The 22,478-nt window shown below is 67.9% G+C and carries 19 protein-coding genes and 1 pseudogene; 13 read left to right on the forward strand and 7 right to left on the reverse strand.

The features are described 5' to 3' along the window. The first annotated feature begins 146 nt into the window (after nt 1-146). The 6 genes from tnpA (WMF22_RS36695) to WMF22_RS36720 all read left to right on the forward strand — a co-directional run bounded on the left by tnpA (WMF22_RS36695) (nt 147) and on the right by WMF22_RS36720 (nt 5,343). On the forward strand, nt 147-458 hold the full coding sequence (gene tnpA / locus WMF22_RS36695) for an IS66 family insertion sequence element accessory protein TnpA (RefSeq protein ID WP_438032768.1): 312 nt from the start codon (nt 147-149) through the stop codon (nt 456-458). After that, nucleotides 455-811: an IS66 family insertion sequence element accessory protein TnpB gene (gene tnpB, locus WMF22_RS36700; RefSeq protein ID WP_437591334.1), complete on the forward strand. Its 357-nt coding sequence runs from the start codon at nt 455-457 to the stop codon at nt 809-811. Before tnpA (WMF22_RS36695) ends, tnpB (WMF22_RS36700) begins: the two co-directional genes overlap by 4 nt. Nucleotides 812-861: 50 nt before the next feature. After that, nucleotides 862-2,769, forward strand: a complete 1,908-nt coding sequence (gene tnpC, locus WMF22_RS36705) for an IS66 family transposase (protein WP_438032769.1) — start codon at nt 862-864, stop codon at nt 2,767-2,769. A gap of 468 nt (nt 2,770-3,237) precedes the next feature. Continuing rightward, nucleotides 3,238-4,467, forward strand: coding sequence for a DNRLRE domain-containing protein (locus WMF22_RS36710; RefSeq protein ID WP_438032770.1), 1,230 nt, complete (start codon nt 3,238-3,240; stop codon nt 4,465-4,467). A gap of 238 nt (nt 4,468-4,705) precedes the next feature. Continuing rightward, nucleotides 4,706-5,056 carry a hypothetical protein gene (locus WMF22_RS36715; RefSeq protein WP_438032771.1) on the forward strand — a complete coding sequence of 117 codons (351 nt, stop codon included), beginning with the start codon at nt 4,706-4,708 and terminating at the stop codon, nt 5,054-5,056. A 113-nt stretch (nt 5,057-5,169) separates the two neighbouring features. After that, nucleotides 5,170-5,343, forward strand: coding sequence for a hypothetical protein (locus WMF22_RS36720; RefSeq protein ID WP_438032772.1), 174 nt, complete (start codon nt 5,170-5,172; stop codon nt 5,341-5,343). Between the two features lie 16 nt (nt 5,344-5,359). On the opposite strand, the gene WMF22_RS36725 is transcribed toward WMF22_RS36720, so the two are convergent. Both WMF22_RS36725 and WMF22_RS36730 read right to left on the reverse strand, forming a co-directional pair. Continuing rightward, nucleotides 5,360-6,382, reverse strand: coding sequence for an IS3 family transposase (locus WMF22_RS36725; RefSeq protein WP_438032773.1), 1,023 nt, complete (start codon nt 6,380-6,382; stop codon nt 5,360-5,362). 57 nt (nt 6,383-6,439) lie between these two features. Beyond that, the gene (locus tag WMF22_RS36730) at nt 6,440-7,822 is read right to left on the reverse strand and encodes an IS110 family transposase (RefSeq protein WP_438032774.1); all 1,383 of its coding nucleotides are present in this window, start codon (nt 7,820-7,822) and stop codon (nt 6,440-6,442) included. A 49-nt stretch (nt 7,823-7,871) separates the two neighbouring features. Between WMF22_RS36730 and tnpA (WMF22_RS36735) the strand changes: the two genes are divergently transcribed. From tnpA (WMF22_RS36735) to tnpC (WMF22_RS36745), 3 genes are all read left to right on the forward strand, one after another. Further along, nucleotides 7,872-8,213: an IS66 family insertion sequence element accessory protein TnpA gene (gene tnpA / locus WMF22_RS36735; RefSeq protein ID WP_437296051.1), complete on the forward strand. Its 342-nt coding sequence runs from the start codon at nt 7,872-7,874 to the stop codon at nt 8,211-8,213. After that, nucleotides 8,210-8,581 carry an IS66 family insertion sequence element accessory protein TnpB gene (tnpB, locus tag WMF22_RS36740; protein ID WP_437296052.1) on the forward strand — a complete coding sequence of 124 codons (372 nt, stop codon included), beginning with the start codon at nt 8,210-8,212 and terminating at the stop codon, nt 8,579-8,581. The genes tnpA (WMF22_RS36735) and tnpB (WMF22_RS36740) overlap by 4 nt, the downstream gene beginning before the upstream one ends. A gap of 120 nt (nt 8,582-8,701) precedes the next feature. Continuing rightward, on the forward strand, nt 8,702-10,306 hold the full coding sequence (gene tnpC / locus WMF22_RS36745) for an IS66 family transposase (protein WP_438032775.1): 1,605 nt from the start codon (nt 8,702-8,704) through the stop codon (nt 10,304-10,306). Nucleotides 10,307-10,824: 518 nt separating this feature from the next. Here the strand turns inward: tnpC (WMF22_RS36745) and WMF22_RS36750 are convergent. Further along, nucleotides 10,825-11,235 (reverse strand): transposase, encoded by a 411-nt coding sequence (locus tag WMF22_RS36750; RefSeq protein WP_438032776.1) that lies wholly within the window; start codon nt 11,233-11,235, stop codon nt 10,825-10,827. Nucleotides 11,236-11,606: 371 nt separating this feature from the next. Here WMF22_RS36750 and WMF22_RS36755 point away from each other — a divergent pair. Beyond that, nucleotides 11,607-11,858 (forward strand): annotated as a pseudogene (locus WMF22_RS36755) (transposase domain-containing protein); the annotation flags it as partial. A gap of 490 nt (nt 11,859-12,348) precedes the next feature. Next, nucleotides 12,349-13,131, forward strand: coding sequence for a hypothetical protein (locus tag WMF22_RS36760; RefSeq protein ID WP_438032777.1), 783 nt, complete (start codon nt 12,349-12,351; stop codon nt 13,129-13,131). An 830-nt stretch (nt 13,132-13,961) separates the two neighbouring features. Here WMF22_RS36760 and tnpC (WMF22_RS36765) read toward each other — a convergent pair. From tnpC (WMF22_RS36765) to tnpA (WMF22_RS36775), 3 genes are all read right to left on the reverse strand, one after another. Then, nucleotides 13,962-15,566: an IS66 family transposase gene (gene tnpC, locus WMF22_RS36765; RefSeq protein WP_438032775.1), complete on the reverse strand. Its 1,605-nt coding sequence runs from the start codon at nt 15,564-15,566 to the stop codon at nt 13,962-13,964. A 120-nt stretch (nt 15,567-15,686) separates the two neighbouring features. Continuing rightward, nucleotides 15,687-16,058 (reverse strand): IS66 family insertion sequence element accessory protein TnpB, encoded by a 372-nt coding sequence (tnpB, locus tag WMF22_RS36770; RefSeq protein WP_437296052.1) that lies wholly within the window; start codon nt 16,056-16,058, stop codon nt 15,687-15,689. Then, the gene (gene tnpA, locus WMF22_RS36775) at nt 16,055-16,396 is read right to left on the reverse strand and encodes an IS66 family insertion sequence element accessory protein TnpA (protein WP_437296051.1); all 342 of its coding nucleotides are present in this window, start codon (nt 16,394-16,396) and stop codon (nt 16,055-16,057) included. The genes tnpB (WMF22_RS36770) and tnpA (WMF22_RS36775) overlap by 4 nt, the downstream gene beginning before the upstream one ends. Between tnpA (WMF22_RS36775) and WMF22_RS36780 the strand changes: the two genes are divergently transcribed. Further along, nucleotides 16,381-16,746, forward strand: a complete 366-nt coding sequence (locus tag WMF22_RS36780; RefSeq protein ID WP_438032778.1) for a nucleotidyltransferase domain-containing protein — start codon at nt 16,381-16,383, stop codon at nt 16,744-16,746. The two genes, tnpA (WMF22_RS36775) and WMF22_RS36780, sit on opposite strands and share 16 nt — an antisense overlap. Beyond that, nucleotides 16,700-17,149 (forward strand): HEPN domain-containing protein, encoded by a 450-nt coding sequence (locus WMF22_RS36785; protein ID WP_438032779.1) that lies wholly within the window; start codon nt 16,700-16,702, stop codon nt 17,147-17,149. The genes WMF22_RS36780 and WMF22_RS36785 overlap by 47 nt, the downstream gene beginning before the upstream one ends. 224 nt (nt 17,150-17,373) lie before the next feature. Here WMF22_RS36785 and WMF22_RS36790 read toward each other — a convergent pair whose 3' ends face one another. After that, on the reverse strand, nt 17,374-22,437 hold the full coding sequence (locus WMF22_RS36790) for a protein kinase domain-containing protein (protein WP_438032780.1): 5,064 nt from the start codon (nt 22,435-22,437) through the stop codon (nt 17,374-17,376). Nucleotides 22,438-22,478: the final 41 nt, after the last annotated feature.

Genomic DNA, 22,478 nt, shown 5'->3' on the forward strand with positions numbered 1-22,478 from the left:
GGGGTTGAGGTGCCGGGGCCCCAGGGCACACGAGGGATCGGGAGGTAGCGTTCCGGGCACATCGAGCCCAGCACGGCCGTCATCAGTAAGCGCTGCGCGAAGCGCCGTCTCCCCCCGGCTGCGCTGTCCAGTTCATGATGGCGTGCATGACAAGGACGAAGGCGACCGAAGTGATGTGGTCCGAGCGCGTTCGGGCGTGGCGCGAGAGTGGTGAAACGGCGGAGGAGTTCGCTCGGAGCCGCGGATTTGCGGCCTCGACGCTGCACGGCTGGTCGAGCCGGCTGTCACGGGCCGAGCCCCCGCGCTTTCTGCGCCTGGTGCCGAAGGCGCCCGCCGTGACGAGCAGCGCTTCGGAGCTCGTCGTCGAGGTCGGTGGCGCGCGCGTGCGCGTGGCAGCGGGCTTCGACGCCGCGCTGCTGGCCGACGTGGTCCGCGCCCTCGGCGGAGGCGCGCGATGATCCCGGCCGGCGTGCAGGTGTTCGTCGCGCTGGAGCCGGTGGACATGCGCTACGGCTTCGAGCGGCTCTCGGGGCTGATTCGCGAGCGTGTGGGGTATGAGGCGCGCTGCGGAGCGCTGTTCGCGTTCATCGGCAAGCGGCGGACCAGCATTAAGATCCTCTTCTTCGACGGCAGCGGACTCTGCCTGTTTTCAAAACGCCTTGATCGCGGGGCGTTCGTGCTGCCCGACCCCCCGACCGAGGGCGCCACGCACGTCGAGGTGGACGACGCGACGCTCGAGACGCTGCTCGACGGCATCGAGATCGCGCCGACGTCCAAACCGCGAAGGCGTGCACCGCGCCGCGTCCACTGAGCCGCACGAATTCACTCGACAAGTACGATCGGCTTACGTAGAGCGGCGTCGTGCACGACGCTGCCGCGAAGCCGACGCCGACGCCCGAGCAGCAGCGCATCGCGCAGCTCGAAGCGGAGCTCGCAGCGGCCAAGAGCGAGCTCGTCGGAGCGCGCGATGCGCTCGTGCAGCTTCGGCGCGCCTACACCCGTGCGCTCGAGCAACTCCAGCTTTTGCAACGTCGACTGTTCGTGGCGAAAGCGGAGCGCGCCGAGGTGAGCGCGGAGCAGCTCGCGTTCGAGTCGATGTTCCTCGAGGTCCAGCGTCTCCAGAAGGCACTCGACGACGCCGAGGGCAAGACGGGCGACGAGCGGCAGCACGACGACCCCAAGGGGCCGAAACGAAGGACCGGCAGCAAGGGCCGTCGCGACCTGTCCGAGTCGGACCTGCCCGTCGTCCGCATTGAGCTCTCCTGTCCTGAGCTCGATGCGACGGCGACGCGCATCGGGGTCGAGGAGACCTCGCGACTCGGCTACGAGCGCGGCGGAATGCGCCGCATCGTGCTCGCACGCGTCGTGTACAAGGCCGAGCGGTCCGTCACGGATGCGAGCAGCGCTGGCGAGGGGGAAGCTGCCCCGCTCCAGGTCGTCGCGAGAGAGGTCCCGGCGCCGACGCCCGCAGCGAGCGTCAGCCCGGAGGGCACGGCAGCGGCCGGCGAGCCGAGCGCTTCCTCCACAGCGCTCGACGCGCCCTCGCTCGACGCGCCGCCGCCGGCGCCGAAGGGCGAGACCTGCACGGTCTTCATCACGACGCCGCTTCCGAAGGAGCTGTTCCGGAGGTCGCTTCTCGCGCCGTCCATCATTGCGCACATCCTCACCAGCAAGTACCTGCTCGGTGTCCCGTTCTATCGACTGGAGCAGCAGCTGGAGCTTCAGGGCGCGTCGCTCGATCGCGGCACGATGTGCCGCTACGCCGAAGACGCGGGCGCGACCCTGGGCGCCATCGTCGAGGCCGCACGCAAAGAAGCCTTCGAGACCGCCTTCTGCCTGTCCACGGACGCCACCGGGGTCTCCATCCAGCCTGGGCCCATCCAGGAGCGCAAGGACAAGAAGCCCGGGCCGTGCCGCAAGGGACACTTCTTCGTCGTCCTCGCGGACAAGGATCACGTCTTCTTCGAGTACCAGCCCAAGCATACCAGCGCTGCGGTCTGCGAGATGTTCCGCGGCTTCTCTCGGTACATTCAAGCCGACGCTCACGCCATCTATGACGCCCTCTTCCGCGGCACACCACCAAGAGGCGCTGCTGCCGACGAGGAGCGCGGTCCGCCCCCGACCGAAGTCGGATGCTGGTCGCATTGCCGTACCAACTTCTGGGAGGCGGCGGTCTGCAAGCACGAGCTCGGCGTCGAGGGGCTGCGTCGCATCAACGCCATCTTTGCGGTCGATCGCAAGCTCGCGGATCTTGCGCCCGCACAGCGCAAGGTGCGCCGTGACGCCGTCGTGCGCGCCTTGGTCGACGCGTTCTTTGCGTGGGCGAGGGCCGAGCACGCGCGTCCCCGCGAGCGCGGCCTCGTCTCTACTGCGCTCGGCTACGCCCTCAACCAAGAGCAGCCCTTGCGGCGCTTCCTCGACGACGGTCGGCTGCGCCTGGAGAACAACGCCAGCGAGCGAGCGCTGCGATCCATCGCCGTTGCGCGAAAGTCCTGGCTCTTCTTCGGCAGCGACGACCACGCCTCGGCCGCGGCCAACCTCTTCTCGCTCGTGGCCAGCTGCAAGCTGCACGGCCTCGACCCCGAGGCCTACCTGGCCGACGTCATCCGCGTGATGCCCTACTGGCCGCGGGACCGCTACCTCGAGCTCGCCCCCAGGTACTGGGCGCGCATCCGCACCCGGCTCGTCGCCGACGAGCTGAAGCTCGCCCTCGGGCCGATCACCGTCCCGCCCCCGCTTCCCGCGGAAGAGCAGCACGTGACGGGCTGACCGAGTCGGTTCCATTGCCCCCATCTTGCACCAGCTGACCGAGGTTGGGGCCGACGGCGCTTCGTGCAGCGCTTACCGTCATCACTTCCGATTGCTGTTGCAACACTTCCGATTTTTTGGCACCAAGCAGGCAAACGGGCCGGGGAGCCAGGAACCGATCGGGTTCGGGGTGCTCCTGCGCGTCGACCTGTCCATCCCCCCGGGGCCGAGCGCGCCGCCGCGTCGAGGCGGGCAGCGGCGCCACCCACGGCACGCGGACCGCCAGCTCGGAGCGCCCACGGACCGCACGCGGCGGCGCCGTTCAGCCCGTGGCGACGGGCGTATTTGCCGGGGATCTGCTCAGCTCCGCAAAAATCGGTGAGGCGATGAGATCGCACGGCCGGCACGCACGTCCTAGTGCCAACCAATGCCGGGGAGTCGCAGGCCGAGGTGCCCGCGACCCCGGCGACTTAACGAAGGAGATCTCGAATGAATATCAAGGCGCACCATTCCATCGTCCCTGCGTTTGCATTGGCTTGCATGACCTCCGGCTGCGTAGCGGCGAGCGGCCCGACCGACGAGCTCGACAACGCGATAGGCGAACAATCTGCTGCGCTCGTGACGTGCGACGTGCCGACCGGCAACCGCGTGACGAACGGAAGCTTCGAGTCGCCGGCGCTGTGGTCGGGCAGCTGGGCCACCCGGCCGTCCATCCCTGGCTGGAGCGCGGCGTACGGTGCGATCGAGGTCCAAAATCATGTTGTGGGCGGCGCCGCGAGCGGCAACCAGCATGTGGAGCTCGACGCCCAAGGTCCCAGCGCCATCTATCAAGAGATCGCGACGGTCCCGGGCGCGACCTACCAGCTCAGGTTTGCCTTCGCCGCGCGCCCCGGCAGCGGCCCGGACGAGAACGTCCTCGCCGTCGTCTGGGACGGTCAATTGATCGACACCCTCTCTACGGGCAGCGCTGCGTGGGCCTATTACACCTATCCGGTCATCGCCTCCGGCGCGACCACGCGCGTGCAGTTCGAAGATCATGGCATTCCGAGCACCCAAGGCACCTTCCTCGACAATGTCTCCCTGGTCGCCGCCGACACGGACGCGGACGGCGTCCTCGACGCGTGCGACAACTGCCCGACCGTGGCGAACCCCACCCAGCTCGACTCAGACGGTGACGGCGCTGGAAACGCGTGCGACCTCGAGTGCGTGGTCGTGCAGCGGGGCACCTATGGGAACGTACAGGACTCGCATGTACAGCCCCAGGTCTCGGGCTGGGCGTATGGCGCGTATCCGTACCTCATCACGAGATGGGACGCGCAAGCACCGCAGCTGGCGGCGCTTGCCTTCGATGTGTCGTTCATCCCGCTCGGGTCCCGCATCACGTCTGCGCCCCTGTCGCTCTCTCATAGCTGGAAGTCGAGCAGCAGCGTTGTCGAGGTGCACCGGATGAGCGGCGCGTGGGACGAATCGACCCTCAATGCAGCCAATTTACCTGGGTACGACGAGCCGGCCTTTGCCTCGCTCACCACGCTCGCGCAGGCGGACGCGACCGTGTCGGTCGATGTGGCGCCGCTCGTCCAAGCCTGGGTGGACGACGCTCAGGCGAACCACGGCATCGCGCTGCTTGACACGAGCGGCAGAACCGACTTTCGGGCAAGCGAACATACGTCGGTCGCGCGCAGGCCGAGCCTTGGTGTCTGCTACTACGCGGCGGAGTAACCGCGCCGGGCCGGAGGGCGGAGCGCAGCAAGCTCTGTCGAATGTTTGGGCACGGGCGCTTCGCATCGACGAGGCAGAGTCGCCAAGCTCAGTAGTGGCCCGCTGGTCGTCGGGTCCGTAGTAGATGACGGTGGCGACCGGGAAGCCGCGGAAACCCTTTCTCGTCGTCTTGCGGAGGTACTTGCTTGCCTGGGTCGACATGGCGCGATCCGATGGAGGCCGCTGAGGCTTCTTGGCCGTGCTTTGCCACGCTCGCGACGCCGGCAACGAGTACCTCGAGCTGGACCTCGGCGCCGTCTTCACCGCAACGACCGAGGAGGTCGAAGCACACGTCGGCCGGCTCGGCGCCCGTCGTCTGCGCGGCATACCCGGCGCCGGAGCCGATCGGCGCGGTCGCTCGCATCGAGGTCCTCGAGCACACGAGCTCGGGGCCGCCGTCGTCCCCCTGGGCGAGCTCGGAGCCGTCGCGGAGGTCGAGGCGCACGTCGGCCAGCTCGGCGCGGTCGACATCCACATGGCTGAGCTCGGTCGGTTCACCTCGGGCCGCTGGTTCTCGTACGTCTGCTCCTCCGAGCTGACGCGCAGGTAGATCGCCGCGCGCTTTTCCATGCCGGCCGGCGTACCACGATCGGCCGCCTCCAAGCCCCGGAACCGCCCCCTACAAACCTAGGGCATCAGCCCTTAGCGACGGTTTTTGTCCCGTTGCTATCGGGACCCCACCTGGTCGAGCTCGGGCACGGCGCCAACAAGCTCGAGCGCGAGCTCGCCGCGGCCCTCCGCAGCGCGGTCGCGGAGGTCGAGGCGGACGCCGGCGAGCTCGGCGCGGCCGTCGTCCGCCATTGTTCCGGGCACGACGAGCGGCGGGTGTCAAGATAGTTGGCCGTTGATTTGGTCACAGCCTCATGAGTGCTTTGGCCTCGTGCGTGTGGGGGTTGAGGGTCACTGGGCCGATGGGCGTCCAGTTGCGTGTCTGGCCGGTCCAGCGCAGGGGCGTCCTGCGGCGCGCCCGCTGGTAGAGGGCATGGCGGGCGGCGAGCAGCGCGCCGTCGCGCCCCCGGTGTCGGTCGTCGGGCGTGACGAAGCGGATGCTGCTGTGCAGGTGCTCGCCGTTGTACCAGGCGACGAAACGCTCTACCCAGTGGCGTGCCTGCTCCACCGTGGCGAACGGGCGGCGTGGGTACTCGGGCCGGTACTTGAGGGTGCGGAAGAGGGCCTCGGCGTAAGGGTTGTCGTCGCTGACGCGAGGGCGGCTGAAGGACGGCACGACGCCCAGGCGCTGGAGGGTGGCGAGCATGGTCGAGCCCTTCATCGGGCCGCCGTTGTCCGCGTGCAGCACCAGGCAGCCGGAGCCCACGGCTTCGCGACGGCAGGTCTGCTCGACGAGACGAGCGGCAGCGAGCATCGACTCGTCGGTCTCGACCGACCAGCCGACGATCTTGCGGCTGTAGACGTCCACGATCAGATACAGGAAGTAGAACGCTCCGCGCACCGCGCTCTTCAGGTAGGTGATGTCCCAGCACCACACCTGATTGGGCCTCTTGGCGACGAGCGCGCGAGGACGACGGGCGCTCGCCGGTCGCGCCGGATTGCGATGCGCCAACAGCCCCTGCTCGCGCAGGACGCGGTAGAAGCTCGACTCCGATGCCAGGTACACGCCGCGGTCGGCCAGACGCGGGACGATCTGCTTGGGCGAGAGGTTGCAGAACTCGGGGCTATTGGCCGTCTCGACGATCCGCCGACGCTCCGCCTCGGTCAGCTTGTGCACCGGCGCGTGGCGCGGTCCGGCTCGACCGTCCTCGCCGCCGGCTTCACCTCGCCAGCGGGCCACGGTGCGCTCGCTGAGCCCGAGCGCACGGCAGGCCGCTGCGAGTGTGGCGCCGCCACGGACGGCCTCGTCGATGAGCTCGAGCGTCACCTGTCGGTCTCCGGGTCCGTGTCGTCGCCCCCGTCCCCCCAGAGGGCCTGGGCTTTCCTAAGAAGCTCCTGCCGCAGCCTGCCCCTCGACGAGCGTCAGGCCCAGCGCATCGGCCCGTCGGCGGAGATTGGCGATCGATCGTTGCCGGTAGCGCTCTTCGTAGTAGTTCGCGCCCGGATCGACGTAGGCCGAGCCGTGCCGCAGGGTGTTGTAGAAAAAGACGGCGATCTTGCGGGCCGTGGCCGTTATGGCCTTCGCTTTGCCGATACGCGCGGCGAGTTGCCGGAAGAACGCCCCGAGCCCTGTGCTCGTTCGACTCACCGAGACCGCTGCAAGGCGCAGCATGGCCGCTGCACGATTCGCCGATGGGCGCGTGCGAGAGCTGAGTACCTTGCCGCCCGAAATCTTGGTGCCCGGTGCGAGCGTCAACCACGACGTGAAGTGCTTTACGGTCGGCCAGCGCGTCATGTCGGTACCGCACTCCGCCACAATCCGCAGCGCCGAAGACGGGCCGAGGCCGTTGATCTGCGTCAGGTCGACGCCGAGCATCGCATGCAGCAGGGCATGGACGTCGAAACGCGGTTCATTCCTCTGGACCTTGCGTGAGCGCGGAGGAGGTGGTGGCGCGACAGTCTCCCTCTGTGGTAACGCGCGAACGGTTCGCTCGATCTCGGCATCGCAGTCCTGCAACTTGGCTTGGTAGGCGTCGTAGAGCTCGACCGCCTGCCGGAGAGCGAAGACGTGCTCCGGCCGGTAATTGCCCGTCAGCGCCTCGCAGATCGTCTCGACCGATGCTTTGCAGCGCACGTCACGGTGAGCCGCAAGCACTTCGGGATCACGCTCCCCACCAATAATCGCCCGCAAGATCTTCAGGCCGGTGACGCCCGTGATATCACTGACCACATGGTGCAACTGCAGATTCATCTGCATCAGCGCCTTCTGCATGTGCTGCGCGTGTGACGCGGCGTACTCGATCAGCCGTTCGCGGTGCCGGAGGTAGGCACGAAGAGCGACGATCTCCGCGCCAGGACGGAAGCTCGCTCGCAGCAGGCCATAGCTGTGCAATTGCTGGATCCACTGCGCATCGTTCACGTCCGTCTTGCGACCCGGCACGTTCTTTGCGTCGCGCGCGTTGACGAGCACGACCTCGAGACCACGCGCCTCCAGGATCTCAAATACCGGAACCCAGTAAATTCCTGTCGATTCCATGGCAACGGTGGTGATGCCCAGGCTCACGAGCCAGTCGGCCAACTGGTTCAGGTCGGCAGTGAAGCCCCTGAACGACCGGACGGGCTCCGCGTCGAGATCTGGTGGAACGGCCACCAGATGGAACCTCGATCCGATGTCGATGCCAGCGGCTCGACGATGGATCGGGGTCAACGCTGCCGGCGTGCGAGTCCCCTTGGTTTTGTTGCTCGGTACGCGTTCTGCGGACCACATCCTGTCTTCGAGCCTCTGCGCCGCTTAGAAACCCGCGCCGGAGGTACCGATGGACGAGAGCACACGCACCTGGCGCGACCGCGTGGCGCGCTGGCACAAGAGCGGGCACTCCGCCCGCGTGTTCGCGGAGCAGGAGGGGGTCAACGCCGGCACACTGTACTCCTGGAGCCGCCGACTGGGCATGAAGCGGAGCGAGCACCGGCAGCGCTCGGAGAAGGCGACGCTTCCGGCGCTGCTGCCCGTGGTGGTCGCCCCGCCTGCAGCCACGACGCCCTCTTCGGGCGCGGCGCTGGAGATCGTCTTGCCGGACGGGGCGGTCGTCCGCGTCCCGCCGTCGTTCGACGAGGTTACGCTGGCGCGCGTTGTTCGTGCGCTCGGGGGGGCACGATGATCCCTGGCCGCGTCTCGATCTACGTTGCCACCGAGCCGCTCGATCTACGGCGCTCGTTCGATGGTCTCGCTGCCGTCGTGCGCGAGGTGCTGCGACAAGACCCGCTCTCCGGAGCGCTGTTTCTCTTTTTCAACCGGGCGGCCGATCGCTGCAAGGCCCTTTGGTGGGACCGCAGCGGATACTGTCTACTTTACAAAAGGCTCGAGCGTGGGGCATTTCGAGCCCCACGTGCCGTCACTCCGGGAGCCACGAGCGTCCTTATTGACGCCGCCGAGCTCGCGAAGATCCTGGAAGGCATCGCCCTGTCGCCCTCGAAGTTGCGGCGAGCGGTCCCGTTCGCCGAGACCGCACCGCCGCAGGTCCCCTGATCTCGCCTGACAGCCTCGCACGCTCCTGGGTAGCCCCCACGGTTGCATTGCCTCGAGCGACATGAATTTTCCTCCACAAGCCCCTTCAAAAAGCAAGAGCTCACGAGTACTTACCGCGTCGTGAGCAAGCCGGTCGAAGAGCAGATTCGCGAGCTCAAGGACAAGCTCGCGCGCGCTGCCCACGAGCGGGACGAGTACCGCAAGCTCTACGAGCTCGCCAGCATCGAGCTGGAGCGGCTTCGCCGGCACATCTTCGGCCAGAAGGCCGAGCACGTCGACCCCGGGCAGATGCAGCTCGCCTTCGATGCGATCGTGCAGATGCTCGCGGGCACCGGGGCGCAGCCGGATGCGGGCGCGACCGGCTCACCCGACGGTGGCGATGGCGCGGCGCCGAACGGCTCCTCCGGAGGCGGGGACAAGGGGCGCCAGGCTCGCCCGCACGGGCGGCAACGGCTGCCCGAGCATCTGCCGGTCGAGCGGATCGAGCTGTTGCCGCCGGAGGCGCAGGACGAGCGCGCGACCGCGCTTGTCCGCATCGGCGAGGAGGTGTCGGAGACGCTGGAGTGGCGGCCCGCGAGCTTCGTGCGACTGCAGATCGTGAGGCCGAAGTTCGCGGTCAAAGGTGAGCCCGAGCAAGGCATCACGATCGCCGACGTCCCCGACAGCCCTGTCCCGCGCAGCCTCGCCGGTCCGGGGTTGCTCGCGCACGTGCTGGTCAGCAAGTACGCCGACCACTTGCCGCTCCACCGGCAGGAGAAGATGTTCGAGCGCTGGGGCCTTCACCTCTCGCGCTCGACGCTGTGCGGCTGGGTCGAGTCGTGCGCCGACAAGCTCGCGATCCTCGTCGGGGCGATGGCCAAGGACGCCCTGAACGCGCACTGCATCGCCATCGACGCCACCGGCGTGCTCGTGCAAGCAAAGGACAAGTGTCGGCGGGGCCACTTCTGGGTCCTGGTGGCGGACCGAGATCACGTCCTGTTCCGTTTCACGCCGCATCACAACCAGGATGGCCCGAAGGAGTTCCTTCGCGGCTACAAGGGCTATGTCCAGGCCGACGCCTCGAACGTCTACGAGCAGCTCTTCCGCACCGAGGGGGTGACCGAGGTCGGTTGCTGGGCCCATTGCCGGCGGAAGTTCTTCGAGGCGATGACCTCCGACCGGGACCGCGCGACGGTAGCCATCGGCTTCATTCGCAAGCTCTACGCGATCGACAAGGCGACCAAGGAGCTGGCTCCGAACCGTCGAACCGAGCAGCGCCGGACGGATGCCGAGCCCGTGCTCGTGGCCTTCCGCGCGTGGCTTGAGACAGAGGACCTGCTCGTCCTGCCGAGGAGCCCCATCGCAGGCGCCATCGGCTACGCGCTCAACCAATGGACCGCACTCACTCGCTTCCACGAGGATGGCCGGCTCCGCCTCGACAACAACCGGAGCGAGCTTGAGCTCCGCCGTGAAGCCGTGGGCCGTAAGAACTGGCTCTTCGTGGGCAGCAAGGACGGCGCCGAGTGGAACGCCACCATCGTGTCGCTCATCGCCTCCTGCGCGCTGCACGGCATCGAGCCCTGGGCCTACTTGCGCGACGTGCTGATCATGCTGCCCACCTGGCCTCCCGAGCGGGTCATCGAGCTCGCTCCGAAGTCCTGGAAGCAGACCCTCGAGAACGCCGACGCTCGGCAGCGGCTCGCGGCCAGTCCGTGGCCCCGGGCGCCGGACGCGACGCCCAGCTGATCGATCGTCGGCGTCGCCGTCCGCTGCCGTGGGCACGGACGCATGCTTTCCGGCTGCCGGGCGCGCAGCTCGCCGGCTTTGGCGCGCTGGTGCCGGCTCTTCGGCGCTTGCGCGGTCGACGCGTGGCTTCCGGCGCCTTGTCGACGATTCGGGCCCGGCAGAGGCATCGGCGGCACGCGGCTTCGCCGCCGCGCGCCTGCGGGCGACGTGCACGCGGGCGGTGACCTCAGCGTCGACCGCCGTTTCCTCCGCTCGCTGCTGGGCCCAGCCACCCTTCGCCGCAGACCGCTCTTCCTCTCGCATCGGGTCGCGAATCTACGGCGACGCCACGCACCACGCGAGGATGGGGTCTACAGGACGGATACGTTGCTCGCCATGAGTGCCTCCACAAGTGGGTCGGAAGGTGGGAGTGCACGTCAGAACACTTTCCTAAACGGGATCGCGCGAAGCGTCACCACTGCCAAGTCCATAGCAGTCCCTGGACCATGTTTTTTTACGGGATTGAGGTCGCCAAAAAGTTACCGGCCGCTCCCTTCCGAGCCCGTTGACAGCCTTATGCGTACTTGAGCTTCTCGTCTACAGGTGGGGCGCCGCCCGAGATGTTTTTTTTGGAGCACCAGAATGGCCGCCGCCTCGGCCAGCGCCTTGTCCTTGCGCCGCAACTGCCTCTCCAGCTCCCGAACCCGCCGCGACGGGGCCGTGCCGTGCCCTGGCTTGGCCGGCCCGCCCAGCGCCTCCAGCGCGGCCTTGCGCCACTCGGTCAGCTGCGCCTCGTGCAGCCCCTCGCGGCGGAGGAACTCGCCCAGCTCCCGCTCGGAGAGCGCGGCGGCTTCCGTCACCGCGCGCAGCTTCTGCTCCGGCGTCCAGTCCTCCGGGCGGCGAGCGGCGGCAGGAGGCGTAGGCGCGGAGCGGCGAGCGTCGTCGGACATGGGCGCGAGGCTACGAGCATCGCGAAGCCAGCGCGAGAGCGTTGTCTGATGCACCCCCGTCTCAACGGACAGCGCCACCGCCGTCGGTCCTCCTGGGGCGAGCAGCCGTTGGACGATTTTTCTTTTGAAGGATTCTGAGTACTCTCTCACCTCAAAGCCTGTCTCCGCTCCCCGAACGCCGTGACCTGACCGTGCGTAAGCGGATCAGATCGGGCGCCAACTTCTCAGACACGGGGGGCCGTCGCCCATCTCGCAGACGGCGACGAGTTCGCCTTGGCGGTGCTCACGGTAGGCCACCTGAACCCGCTCGCCATAGGCCGGGTGCCACCGGTAGTGCACTACGCAGCGCAGGTCGACATGGGCAGAATGATCGGGTCGTCGCACTCGGAAGGAAGAACTACTTGTTCGCGGGCTCCGACAAGGGCGCTCAGCGCCTGGCCATCGGCTACACGATCTTCGGTTCGTGTCGGATGCACGGCGTCAACCCGCTCGCCTGGGCGACAGACGTCATCGGCAAGTTGCAGGCGGGCTGGCCGCGCGACCGGCTGGACGAGTTGCTGCCCGACGCCTGGGCGAAATCGTCGCGCGCTGCTCCGAGCGCCGGCGACGCCGACGCGATCTGAACAACGCGAGCCTCGGCCGGCGACGCAGGTGGATGCCGCCTCGCCGGGCCCTCGTTCAGGACCGCCTGCGCCCGCGCCGGGTCGTGAGCCGACGCCGCCCCGCGCCCAGCATCGTCGACCCCGGCGAGAGCCGCAAGGGGCTGTGCCCATGGCGATGGCCGGGTGGTTACGGCGGAGAGCACCTCGCCGGCCCTCTCGTGCCGGCCCGCGTCCGCGCGGGCCTTGGGCAGAGGCCGCCCCGCGCCGAGCATCGTCGCCCCCGGCGAGAACCGCAAAGGGTCGCGCCCATGGCGATGGCTGGGCGCTTACGTTGGGTCGGCGTCGCTGCGTGACGACGCCGTTCTTCTAGACAAGGTTGAAACCAAGACTGGGCGTGTGTTACCATAGACAACAAGTTACTCGGCTACGGTTCGCGACGTTGGCGCGCGGTCGATCCTCCTGCCGCCGTGAAGGCTCTGGCGGCCGATCCATAATCGAACGGAGATGCTGCATGACACCTCTAAGGATTTGTTGGTTGCTCCTGGGGAGTGCAACGCTGTTTGGATGCGGAACGAAGGTAATCCATTTTCCAGGCGTGCCACAACCTGTGGAATGGGCGACGTTCTGTGGCGATACCAAGAACTGTGGACTCATTGGGGGCACGTTTGCCACCGTGGCACGAGATCCAATTCTGACGGCAAACCCCGTGGAGCACATCGGTGTAATCGACTTACATGCTGAGCACCCTAACGATTTCATGTATTTTGCAAAGGAACCCTGCGGCGATGTCAGTGCTTCCACCGATGTCGACACGTTCTCCATAACCGCCAACGGGACCGTAGATCTCAAGAACGACGAGAATAACTCGCTCAGGACTGCGCTCCAGACGAACCTTGGCGCATCCTTCGGTCTCGGTGCGAATCTCGACGCATCTTACAAACGTGCGACAAACGCGGCCTTCTCTCAGTCCATGAAGTTCGACACGACTATCTACGCGCTGAAGAATAGAAAATATCTTGAGTTCCAAGGCAACCCCAACTGTCACGATCAGGCCTTGGGTCGAGCTGTGCGTAGATCGATCGCGGTGGTCAAGCTCTCGGGCCAGTCACAGTCGAATATTATAAGGATCATTGCTGCTGATCTCAAGGGCGATGCGGCTTTTGAGCAGGCACTCACAACTCAGATCGGGGCGAGCGCCAATTTCGAGGCAACCGTAGATCAGCAGGTTACGCAAGCCGTCCAGGCCACTGCACCGACGAATCAGTACATCATCGGAGCGGGCTGGGACCCCTGAATGGCGCTCTACGGCCCAATAAGGGCCCGCAGCCGGCGGAGCGCGGAGCCTCGCTCCGCTCGGCACCGCGCCCCGCGACTGAGGCCCAAGTCGATCAGTTGCAGGGCACAACCTATCTTTGTATTCCAGGTAACCGCCCGACCAACGCCATCGTGACCACCCCGTCGGGGCCGGTTACGATGGCGTTGGTCGGGTCGTTACGAAACGCCGGCCGGCGGCAGCGTTCGGCGCCGAGGTCCGCGAGCACGAGCTCGGACGGTCGATGGTGACCTCATCCACCTGGCCGCACGCGCGAGCCGCGCGGGCGACACGGAGCATGGGAGCGAGCTCGGCGCAGCCCGCTCCGCCGTTGCGGCCGCAGAGTCGCGGAGCATGCCGGCGAGCACGGTACCGTCGCCATGGTCAAGAATAATCGTTGCGGCGCAGCGGATTTCCGGGTGAGGACTGTTCGCCAACCCGTTGGGTGTATCCGTCCTGTAGACCCCATCCTCGCGTGGTGCGTGGCGTCGCCGTAGATTCGCGACCCGATGCGAGAGGAAGAGCGGTCTGCGGCGAAGGGTGGCTGGGCCCAGCAGCGAGCGGAGGAAACGGCGGTCGACGCTGAGGTCACCGCCCGCGTGCACGTCGCCCGCAGGCGCGCGGCGGCGAAGCCGCGTGCCGCCGATGCCTCTGCCGGGCCCGAATCGTCGACAAGGCGCCGGAAGCCACGCGTCGACCGCGCAAGCGCCGAAGAGCCGGCACCAGCGCGCCAAAGCCGGCGAGCTGCGCGCCCGGCAGCCGGAAAGCATGCGTCCGTGCCCACGGCAGCGGACGGCGACGCCGACGATCGATCAGCTGGGCGTCGCGTCCGGCGCCCGGGGCCACGGACTGGCCGCGAGCCGCTGCCGAGCGTCGGCGTTCTCGAGGGTCTGCTTCCAGGACTTCGGAGCGAGCTCGATGACCCGCTCGGGAGGCCAGGTGGGCAGCATGATCAGCACGTCGCGCAAGTAGGCCCAGGGCTCGATGCCGTGCAGCGCGCAGGAGGCGATGAGCGACACGATGGTGGCGTTCCACTCGGCGCCGTCCTTGCTGCCCACGAAGAGCCAGTTCTTACGGCCCACGGCTTCACGGCGGAGCTCAAGCTCGCTCCGGTTGTTGTCGAGGCGGAGCCGGCCATCCTCGTGGAAGCGAGTGAGTGCGGTCCATTGGTTGAGCGCGTAGCCGATGGCGCCTGCGATGGGGCTCCTCGGCAGGACGAGCAGGTCCTCTGTCTCAAGCCACGCGCGGAAGGCCACGAGCACGGGCTCGGCATCCGTCCGGCGCTGCTCGGTTCGACGGTTCGGAGCCAGCTCCTTGGTCGCCTTGTCGATCGCGTAGAGCTTGCGAATGAAGCCGATGGCTACCGTCGCGCGGTCCCGGTCGGAGGTCATCGCCTCGAAGAACTTCCGCCGGCAATGGGCCCAGCAACCGACCTCGGTCACCCCCTCGGTGCGGAAGAGCTGCTCGTAGACGTTCGAGGCGTCGGCCTGGACATAGCCCTTGTAGCCGCGAAGGAACTCCTTCGGGCCATCCTGGTTGTGATGCGGCGTGAAACGGAACAGGACGTGATCTCGGTCCGCCACCAGGACCCAGAAGTGGCCCCGCCGACACTTGTCCTTTGCTTGCACGAGCACGCCGGTGGCGTCGATGGCGATGCAGTGCGCGTTCAGGGCGTCCTTGGCCATCGCCCCGACGAGGATCGCGAGCTTGTCGGCGCACGACTCGACCCAGCCGCACAGCGTCGAGCGCGAGAGGTGAAGGCCCCAGCGCTCGAACATCTTCTCCTGCCGGTGGAGCGGCAAGTGGTCGGCGTACTTGCTGACCAGCACGTGCGCGAGCAACCCCGGACCGGCGAGGCTGCGCGGGACAGGGCTGTCGGGGACGTCGGCGATCGTGATGCCTTGCTCGGGCTCACCTTTGACCGCGAACTTCGGCCTCACGATCTGCAGTCGCACGAAGCTCGCGGGCCGCCACTCCAGCGTCTCCGACACCTCCTCGCCGATGCGGACAAGCGCGGTCGCGCGCTCGTCCTGCGCCTCCGGCGGCAACAGCTCGATCCGCTCGACCGGCAGATGCTCGGGCAGCCGTTGCCGCCCGTGCGGGCGAGCCTGGCGCCCCTTGTCCCCGCCTCCGGAGGAGCCGTTCGGCGCCGCGCCATCGCCACCGTCGGGTGAGCCGGTCGCGCCCGCATCCGGCTGCGCCCCGGTGCCCGCGAGCATCTGCACGATCGCATCGAAGGCGAGCTGCATCTGCCCGGGGTCGACGTGCTCGGCCTTCTGGCCGAAGATGTGCCGGCGAAGCCGCTCCAGCTCGATGCTGGCGAGCTCGTAGAGCTTGCGGTACTCGTCCCGCTCGTGGGCAGCGCGCGCGAGCTTGTCCTTGAGCTCGCGAATCTGCTCTTCGACCGGCTTGCTCACGACGCGGTAAGTACTCGTGAGCTCTTGCTTTTTGAAGGGGCTTGTGGAGGAAAATTCATGTCGCTCGAGGCAATGCAACCGTGGGGGCTACCCAGGAGCGTGCGAGGCTGTCAGGCGAGATCAGGGGACCTGCGGCGGTGCGGTCTCGGCGAACGGGACCGCTCGCCGCAACTTCGAGGGCGACAGGGCGATGCCTTCCAGGATCTTCGCGAGCTCGGCGGCGTCAATAAGGACGCTCGTGGCTCCCGGAGTGACGGCACGTGGGGCTCGAAATGCCCCACGCTCGAGCCTTTTGTAAAGTAGACAGTATCCGCTGCGGTCCCACCAAAGGGCCTTGCAGCGATCGGCCGCCCGGTTGAAAAAGAGAAACAGCGCTCCGGAGAGCGGGTCTTGTCGCAGCACCTCGCGCACGACGGCAGCGAGACCATCGAACGAGCGCCGTAGATCGAGCGGCTCGGTGGCAACGTAGATCGAGACGCGGCCAGGGATCATCGTGCCCCCCCGAGCGCACGAACAACGCGCGCCAGCGTAACCTCGTCGAACGACGGCGGGACGCGGACGACCGCCCCGTCCGGCAAGACGATCTCCAGCGCCGCGCCCGAAGAGGGCGTCGTGGCTGCAGGCGGGGCGACCACCACGGGCAGCAGCGCCGGAAGCGTCGCCTTCTCCGAGCGCTGCCGGTGCTCGCTCCGCTTCATGCCCAGTCGGCGGCTCCAGGAGTACAGTGTGCCGGCGTTGACCCCCTCCTGCTCCGCGAACACGCGGGCGGAGTGCCCGCTCTTGTGCCAGCGCGCCACGCGGTCGCGCCAGGTGCGTGTGCTCTCGTCCATCGGTACCTCCGGCGCGGGTTTCTAAGCGGCGCAGAGGCTCGAAGACAGGATGTGGTCCGCAGAACGCGTACGCCCGCTTGGCGCCCGAAGAAATCTGGCTCTTTGGCAGCCGGGCCGAGGGGCGTGCGCGCCCCGACAGCGACTACGATCTGCTCGCGGTGCTCTCCGATGACGCGCCCGATTCGGCCCTGGATCTCATGAAGGCATGGGAGCTTACGTGCGGGCTGGGGGTCCCGGCTGATCTCGTCCCCTGCACCAGATCAGACTTCGAGGCGGATAAGGACGAGGTCGGCACGCTCGCACGTGCAGCATATCATCGAGGTAGGCGCATCTATGAGCGGCGAGCGTAGTCGCGGCACGGACCGGAAGAAGGAGAGGCTCAAGGCACTCCTCCACCTCGCGGAGGAATATACGAAGGCCGCGAAGCTCCTCGCCGCGCATGACAACCATTATGCGGCCTACCACTGCCAGCAGGCGGCCGAGAAACCTATCCGCGTGCTCCTCCTCTTCCACAACATTGAGCCTGGCCTCGATCATCACCTCGATGTCCTCGTCGCCAAGCTCCCGGAGACCGAGCCCCGGAAGACCAAACTGGCACCTTTGCATAAGTATACGCCTTATGCGACGACCTACCGCTATGCGACGTCCGGTGGTCGCGTTCCAACGTCTCCGGATCCAAAAGGTGTAGCGACGGATGCTGCGCATATCTCTGCACTTATCGCGGAAGCGCAGAAGCAGTTTGTAGGAGGTTGAAGTCGCGCAAAGGCGGCCCAACAACGGCGAGGCGATGGGTCGGCCGGCGCGAGCTCCCCGGCACCCGGGTTCGCCGGTTGGGCGCACGTTGGGGCGATGCCTTCTGAGGCGATGCGATACGCCGTCACGCCCCTCCAAATCCCGGGGATCCGCACGAGCGCGCCGGTTTGGCACCAAATCGATCCTGGATGGGGCAACGCGCTATCACGCCCCCCGGCCGCTCCTCACCGCGCGCGCGCTCCGAGGGGCGCGCCGCGGCCCCCCACCCGCTGCAGGGCGTAGGCGATGCCGCTCTGGAGCGTCCCCTGCGTGACCACCGCGCCGAGGTCGATCTGCAAGCGAATGAGCGTCTGGGCGACGTCCGGGCGGATGCCCGTGATCACCGCCTGCGCCCCGAGCAGCCGGAGGGCGACGGCGGCGTTCATCAGGGTGCACGCGACGTCGCCGTCGACCGTCCTCACGCCGGTGATATCGATGATCACGACCTCGGCGCCGCTCGATTCGACCCCCTGGAGCGCCGTGAAGAGGACCTGCTCCGCCCGCTGCCGGTCCATCATCCCGATGAGCGGCATGACCATGATCCGGTCGGTGATCGGGATGATGGGCGTGGAGAGCTCCGCCAGGCGGGCGCTCTGCACGCGGATGATCTCCTCCTGGAGCTCGGCGCGCGCGTGCTCGCTCCGCTCCCGCGCCGAGAACTCGACCCTGAGCTGCTCCTCGGCGAGGCGCAGCGACTCCGTGCGCCTGTGCAGGTTCGCGTAGAGCACGGCGTTCTCCACCGCGGTCGCCGCCTGCGCCAGGAGGAGCTTCGAGAGCTCCAGCCGGGCCGGCGTGAACACGTTGGTCGCCGTGTCGTTCTCCAGGTAAAGAACGCCGTTCGCGCGCCCCTGGTGCACCATCGCCAGGCAGAGGATCGATCTCGGGTTGTGCGCGGCGACGTACGCATCCGCGGCGAAGCGAGGCTCATGGCTCGCGTCCGCGAGGACCACCGGCTGCATCGTCCTCGCGACGTACTGCACGATCGAGGCGGGGACCTCGTCGCTGCCCTCGACGGGGAGCAGCAGGCCGACCCGCACAGCGCTCGGATCCACGGTGATCGACGCCTCGATCATCAGCTGATGATCGCGCTCCAGGACGAGGACCCCCTTCTTCGCGCCGGCGTTCTGGATCGCGATGTCGAGCAGCCGGCTGACAACGCTCTCGAGGACGACCTCGCCGGCGATCGCCTGAGCGGCCCGGATGACCGCCTCGACGTCGAGCACGCTGGTGCTGAGCCTCGTCGTCGAGGTGGTCTGGACCGCGGCCCGGGCGTGCTCCAGCATGCCAGGCGGCGCCGACGTGAGCGCGACCTTCTGCACGAGCTGCGGCGCCTCGGCCGCCAGGCGCTCCGCCTTGGCGATCGCCCCCCACTGCATGTAACCGTGGTGGGCGTCGGTCAGGTGGGCGCGCGCGCTCCGGGTGAGGCCGTTCGCATGGTGGAACTTCCCGGCGAGCTCGCTCGCCAGCGCCTGGTCGCGCGTGAACCCGGCCTCCTCGGCGCCCTCGATCGCCCTGTCGTAGAGCTGCGCCACGGCGTGCCGGTCGCCGCCCGAGATGCGCGCGATCTCCGCCTCGGCGAGGAGATGCTTGTGCGCGTAGCTCCGGGGGCAGAGCTCGGCCCAGCGGGCGAGCTTCTCCCGGTGCGCCGACAGCGCCGCCACGAGCCGCTCCTTCTCGGAGGCCGGCGCGCCGTCGCACGAGGCGGCGAGGATCAGGCACGAATAGAAGACGAGCTCGGTCGCCCAGAAGTTGTTCACGCAGCCGGCGGTCATCTTCTCCGCGGCGGCCATGAGCGATCGCGCGGCGCCGTGGTCGCCGTGGAGATAGGCCAGCTGGACCTTTTGCGTGTGGTACCACGCAGCCACATAGCTGAGCTCCGGGACCGAGACCGTGCTGGCGAAGGCGGCCTCGTCGAAGGTGTCGTCGCTCAGGGTGTGCGTCCCGGCGGTGCCCCCCGTGAGGTTCGCGACGACCTGCCTTGCGCACGTGAGGATGAGCGTCGTGAGCTTGTCGTTCGTCTTCCGCATGAGCGCGAGATCCTGCTCGATCTCGCCGGCCACCGCGCCGAGATCGTCGCCGAGGCTCAGGCTCGCCGAGATCATGTGAATGCAGCAGTACGACGCGTACGCCAGATCGCCCGACTCGAGGCCGGCCTGCCGGGAGCGGGCCAGGAGCTTCACCGTGTCCCGGAGCGGCTCGAAGAAATGGAGAATGCACGCGAAGGTCATGAGGAGCATGCACGTGATGCGCTGGTTGGGGATGCGCTCGTTCAGCTCGATACCGACCCTGGCGAACTGGTAGGCTTCCTTGTACCGGTCGCCGGTGGTCCTCGGCTCGAAGACGCCGTCGATCAGGAGCGCCGCATAGAGCACGCACGCGTACGCCGTGGTGCTCGAGGTGCCGCACTCCACCGCGAGGTTGATCTGCATGATGAGCGTGAGCGGACCGAGCACCGGCAGCCCGAGCGCGGAGGCGGGCTGCGTCAGGTCGGCGAGGAGACGGAGGATGGTCAGCTTCTCTTTATCGGCGACGGTGGGCAGCCCCAGGAGAGCGGAGATCGGGCGGCTCGCGAGGTGGGCCTGCATCGCCTCGAGCTCTCTGCCGAGCAGCGCGCGCTGCTCCTCGGCCGCCGCGGGGATGTCGACCCCGAGCAGCGCGAGGGCCTCGAGGCCGCACCGCACGACCTCGGCGAGGTCGCCGCGCATCAGGTGGAACGACATGCGCAGGTTGCGGACCTGCGCGCCGTCCAGCGGGGATCTCGCGTGTTCGAGGAGCACGTCGAACAGCCGCTCGCCGGCGTCGAACCGGCCTGTCAGGCAAAGGCACTCCGCGAGCCCGGTGGTCAGCGCGAAGGTGAGCTCGTGCCGCTCGTCCCAGCGCTCCGGGCCGAGCGCGCTCGTGCCGGCCTCGAAGTAGCTCGCGGCCGCCTCGTACGCCGCGCCGGCCTTCGCCCTCCTGCCCGCCTCGAGGTTCAGGCGCGCCAGCGCGACGCGCTCTCCCGGATCGGTGATCCGCGGCATACCGAGGTTCATGTGGGTCGCGACCTCGAAGACCTCACCCTCCATGCCGCCGGGGTCGCTGTCCGCGAGCAGGAGCCGCCCGATCTGGAGGTGGATCTCCTGCTTGCGGGGCTCGTCGAGGAGCCGATAGGCCGCTTGCTGGACCCGGTCGTGCAAGAACCGGTAGGCGGCGTCGAGCGCGAGCTCCGGCTCGTCCGCCTCGCCGGTCATCGCGCCGCCCAGGGCCGCGTCGAAGAACCTGGAGTCGGCGCCGACGGCGAGGATCAGCCCCTCGCGGAGCGCCGCCGACAGCTCGCCTGCCACCTCGCGGCGCGGCCTGTCGGCCACCCTCGCCAGCGTCTTCAGGTCGAAGCGATAGCCGATGCACGCGGCGAGCGTTAAGGTGCGCTGGGCGCGTCCGTCGAGCTCCAGGAGCCTGCCCGCCATGAAGTCGACGACGTTGTCCGTGACCTTCATCCGCTGGATGCGCGGCAGATCCCAGGTCCACTCGCGCCGGGCCGGATCGAAGGAGACGAGCTTCTCGGCGTGCAGCGCCCTCATGAACTGGTTCATGAAGAACGGGTTGCCGTGCGTCTTGCTCATCACATGGCGCGCGAGCGGCTCGGCCCGCTCGGGATCGCAGGAGAGCGTGTCGGCGAGGAGCCGCGTCACGACGGGGAGCTCGAGCGGCTTGAGGTCGATGTCGCCGACGGCGACCCCGGCCTTGCGCAGCTCCCCCAGGGTGATCGAAAACAGGTGGCTCTCGTCGACCTCGTTGTGGCGATACGCGCCGATCACGAGGAAATGCTTGATCTCCGGCTCGATCAGGAGCTGCTCGAGCAGCTTGAGCGAGGCCGGATCCGCCCATTGCAGGTCATCGAGGAAGACGACGAGGGGGTGCTCCTGGGCGGGGATGGCGCTGCAGAACTTCCGGAACGCGAGGTGGAAGCGAGCCTGCGCCTCGGTCGGTCCGAGCGGCTCGGCGCCGGGCTGGGGGCCGAGGAGGAGCTCGAGCTCGGGGATGAGGTCGACGAGGTGCTGGCCGTTCTGCCCGACGGCGTTCGCGATGCGCTCCTTCCACAGCGCGAGCGCCTCGGCGGGCTCGGTCAAGAGGGCTCGGACGAGCTCCCGGAAGACATGCGCCACGGCCGCGTAGGGGACGGTCCGGTTGATCTGGTCGAACTTGCCAGCGACGATGTACCCCTTGCCCTGCGCGATCGATTTCTGGATCTCGCCGACGAGGAGCGACTTGCCGATACCGGCGTGGCCGGACACGAGGAGCAGCTCGCTCGCGCCCTGGCTGACGCGCCGCCACGCGCCTTCGAGGACCGCGAGCTCCGCCTCGCGGCCGTAGGCCTTCTGCGGGATCCGGAGCGCGTCCACGTAATCGTGGCGCCCGAGCACGAACGGCTCGATCGCCGACGCCGCCTCGAGCTGCGTGAGGCAATCGGCGAGATCCATCCGGAGCCCGTAGGCGCCCTGGTACCGATCATCGGGGCTCTTCGCCAGGAGCTTCATGATGATGTCAGAGACGGAGCGCGGTACGTCGGGCGAGACCCGCGCCGGCGGCGGCGGGAGCCTGGCGATGTGGCAATGCACGAGCTCCAGGAGGTCCTTCGTCGGGAAAGGGAGCTTGCCCGTCACCATCTCGTACAGGGTGACCCCCAGGGAGTAGAGGTCCGTGCGCAGGTCGATAACGCGGTTCATCCGCCCGGTCTGCTCCGGCGACATATACGCCAGGGTGCCCTCGAAGGCGGCGGGGCTCCTCGGCCGCTGCGCCTCCTGGGAGAGGCGGGTGGCGCTGCCGAAGTCCATGATCTTGGCGTTCCACGTGGACGGTTCGACGATGATGTTCTGCGGCTTGATGTCCATGTGAACGGCCCCGCCCCGATGAATGGATTCGAGCGTGCGCGCGATGGATACCGCGATCCGGAGCGCGTCTTCGAGGGTGAGGGAGCGTGCCGTGATGAGCTCATGGAGCGTGCAGCCCCCGGCGTCTTCCATGATGAGCGCCAGGCTCGCCCCGATCTTCACGATGCCCAGGACGTGAACCACGCCGGGCAGCGCGAGCTCCTTGGCGATGGCGTACTCGTAGCGAAGCCTCGCGACCTCGGCCGGCGCTGGGCGCTCGTTCCTGAGGCGCTTGACCGCGACAGGGGCCCGGTCCTCGTTGCGGTATCCTCGGTACACGGTCGACGCAGCGGATTCGTGGATGATGCCTGTCAGGGTATACCCGGGGATACCGATCATGGACCAGTTGTAGAGCCCTTCTGTGCGCTGTATCAAGCGGT

It is taken from the genome of Sorangium sp. So ce204, assembly GCF_051526795.1.
GTDB lineage: Bacteria > Myxococcota_A > Polyangia > Polyangiales > Polyangiaceae > Sorangium > Sorangium cellulosum_B.

Coding starts and splice junctions, on each gene's coding strand:
- WMF22_RS36760 (WP_438032777.1), top strand. CDS start 12,349: ATGACACCTCTAAGGATTTGTTGGTTGCTCCTGGGGAGTGCAACGCTG.
- tnpB (WP_437296052.1), bottom strand. CDS start 16,058: ATGATCCCTGGCCGCGTCTCGATCTACGTTGCCACCGAGCCGCTCGAT.
- WMF22_RS36730 (WP_438032774.1), bottom strand. CDS start 7,822: ATGTGGTCCGCAGAACGCGTACCGAGCAACAAAACCAAGGGGACTCGC.
- WMF22_RS36790 (WP_438032780.1), bottom strand. CDS start 22,437: ATGATCGGTATCCCCGGGTATACCCTGACAGGCATCATCCACGAATCC.
- tnpA (WP_438032768.1), top strand. CDS start 147: ATGACAAGGACGAAGGCGACCGAAGTGATGTGGTCCGAGCGCGTTCGG.
- WMF22_RS36710 (WP_438032770.1), top strand. CDS start 3,238: ATGAATATCAAGGCGCACCATTCCATCGTCCCTGCGTTTGCATTGGCT.
- WMF22_RS36750 (WP_438032776.1), bottom strand. CDS start 11,235: ATGTCCGACGACGCTCGCCGCTCCGCGCCTACGCCTCCTGCCGCCGCT.
- tnpB (WP_437591334.1), top strand. CDS start 455: ATGATCCCGGCCGGCGTGCAGGTGTTCGTCGCGCTGGAGCCGGTGGAC.
- tnpA (WP_437296051.1), top strand. CDS start 7,872: ATGGACGAGAGCACACGCACCTGGCGCGACCGCGTGGCGCGCTGGCAC.
- tnpA (WP_437296051.1), bottom strand. CDS start 16,396: ATGGACGAGAGCACACGCACCTGGCGCGACCGCGTGGCGCGCTGGCAC.
- tnpB (WP_437296052.1), top strand. CDS start 8,210: ATGATCCCTGGCCGCGTCTCGATCTACGTTGCCACCGAGCCGCTCGAT.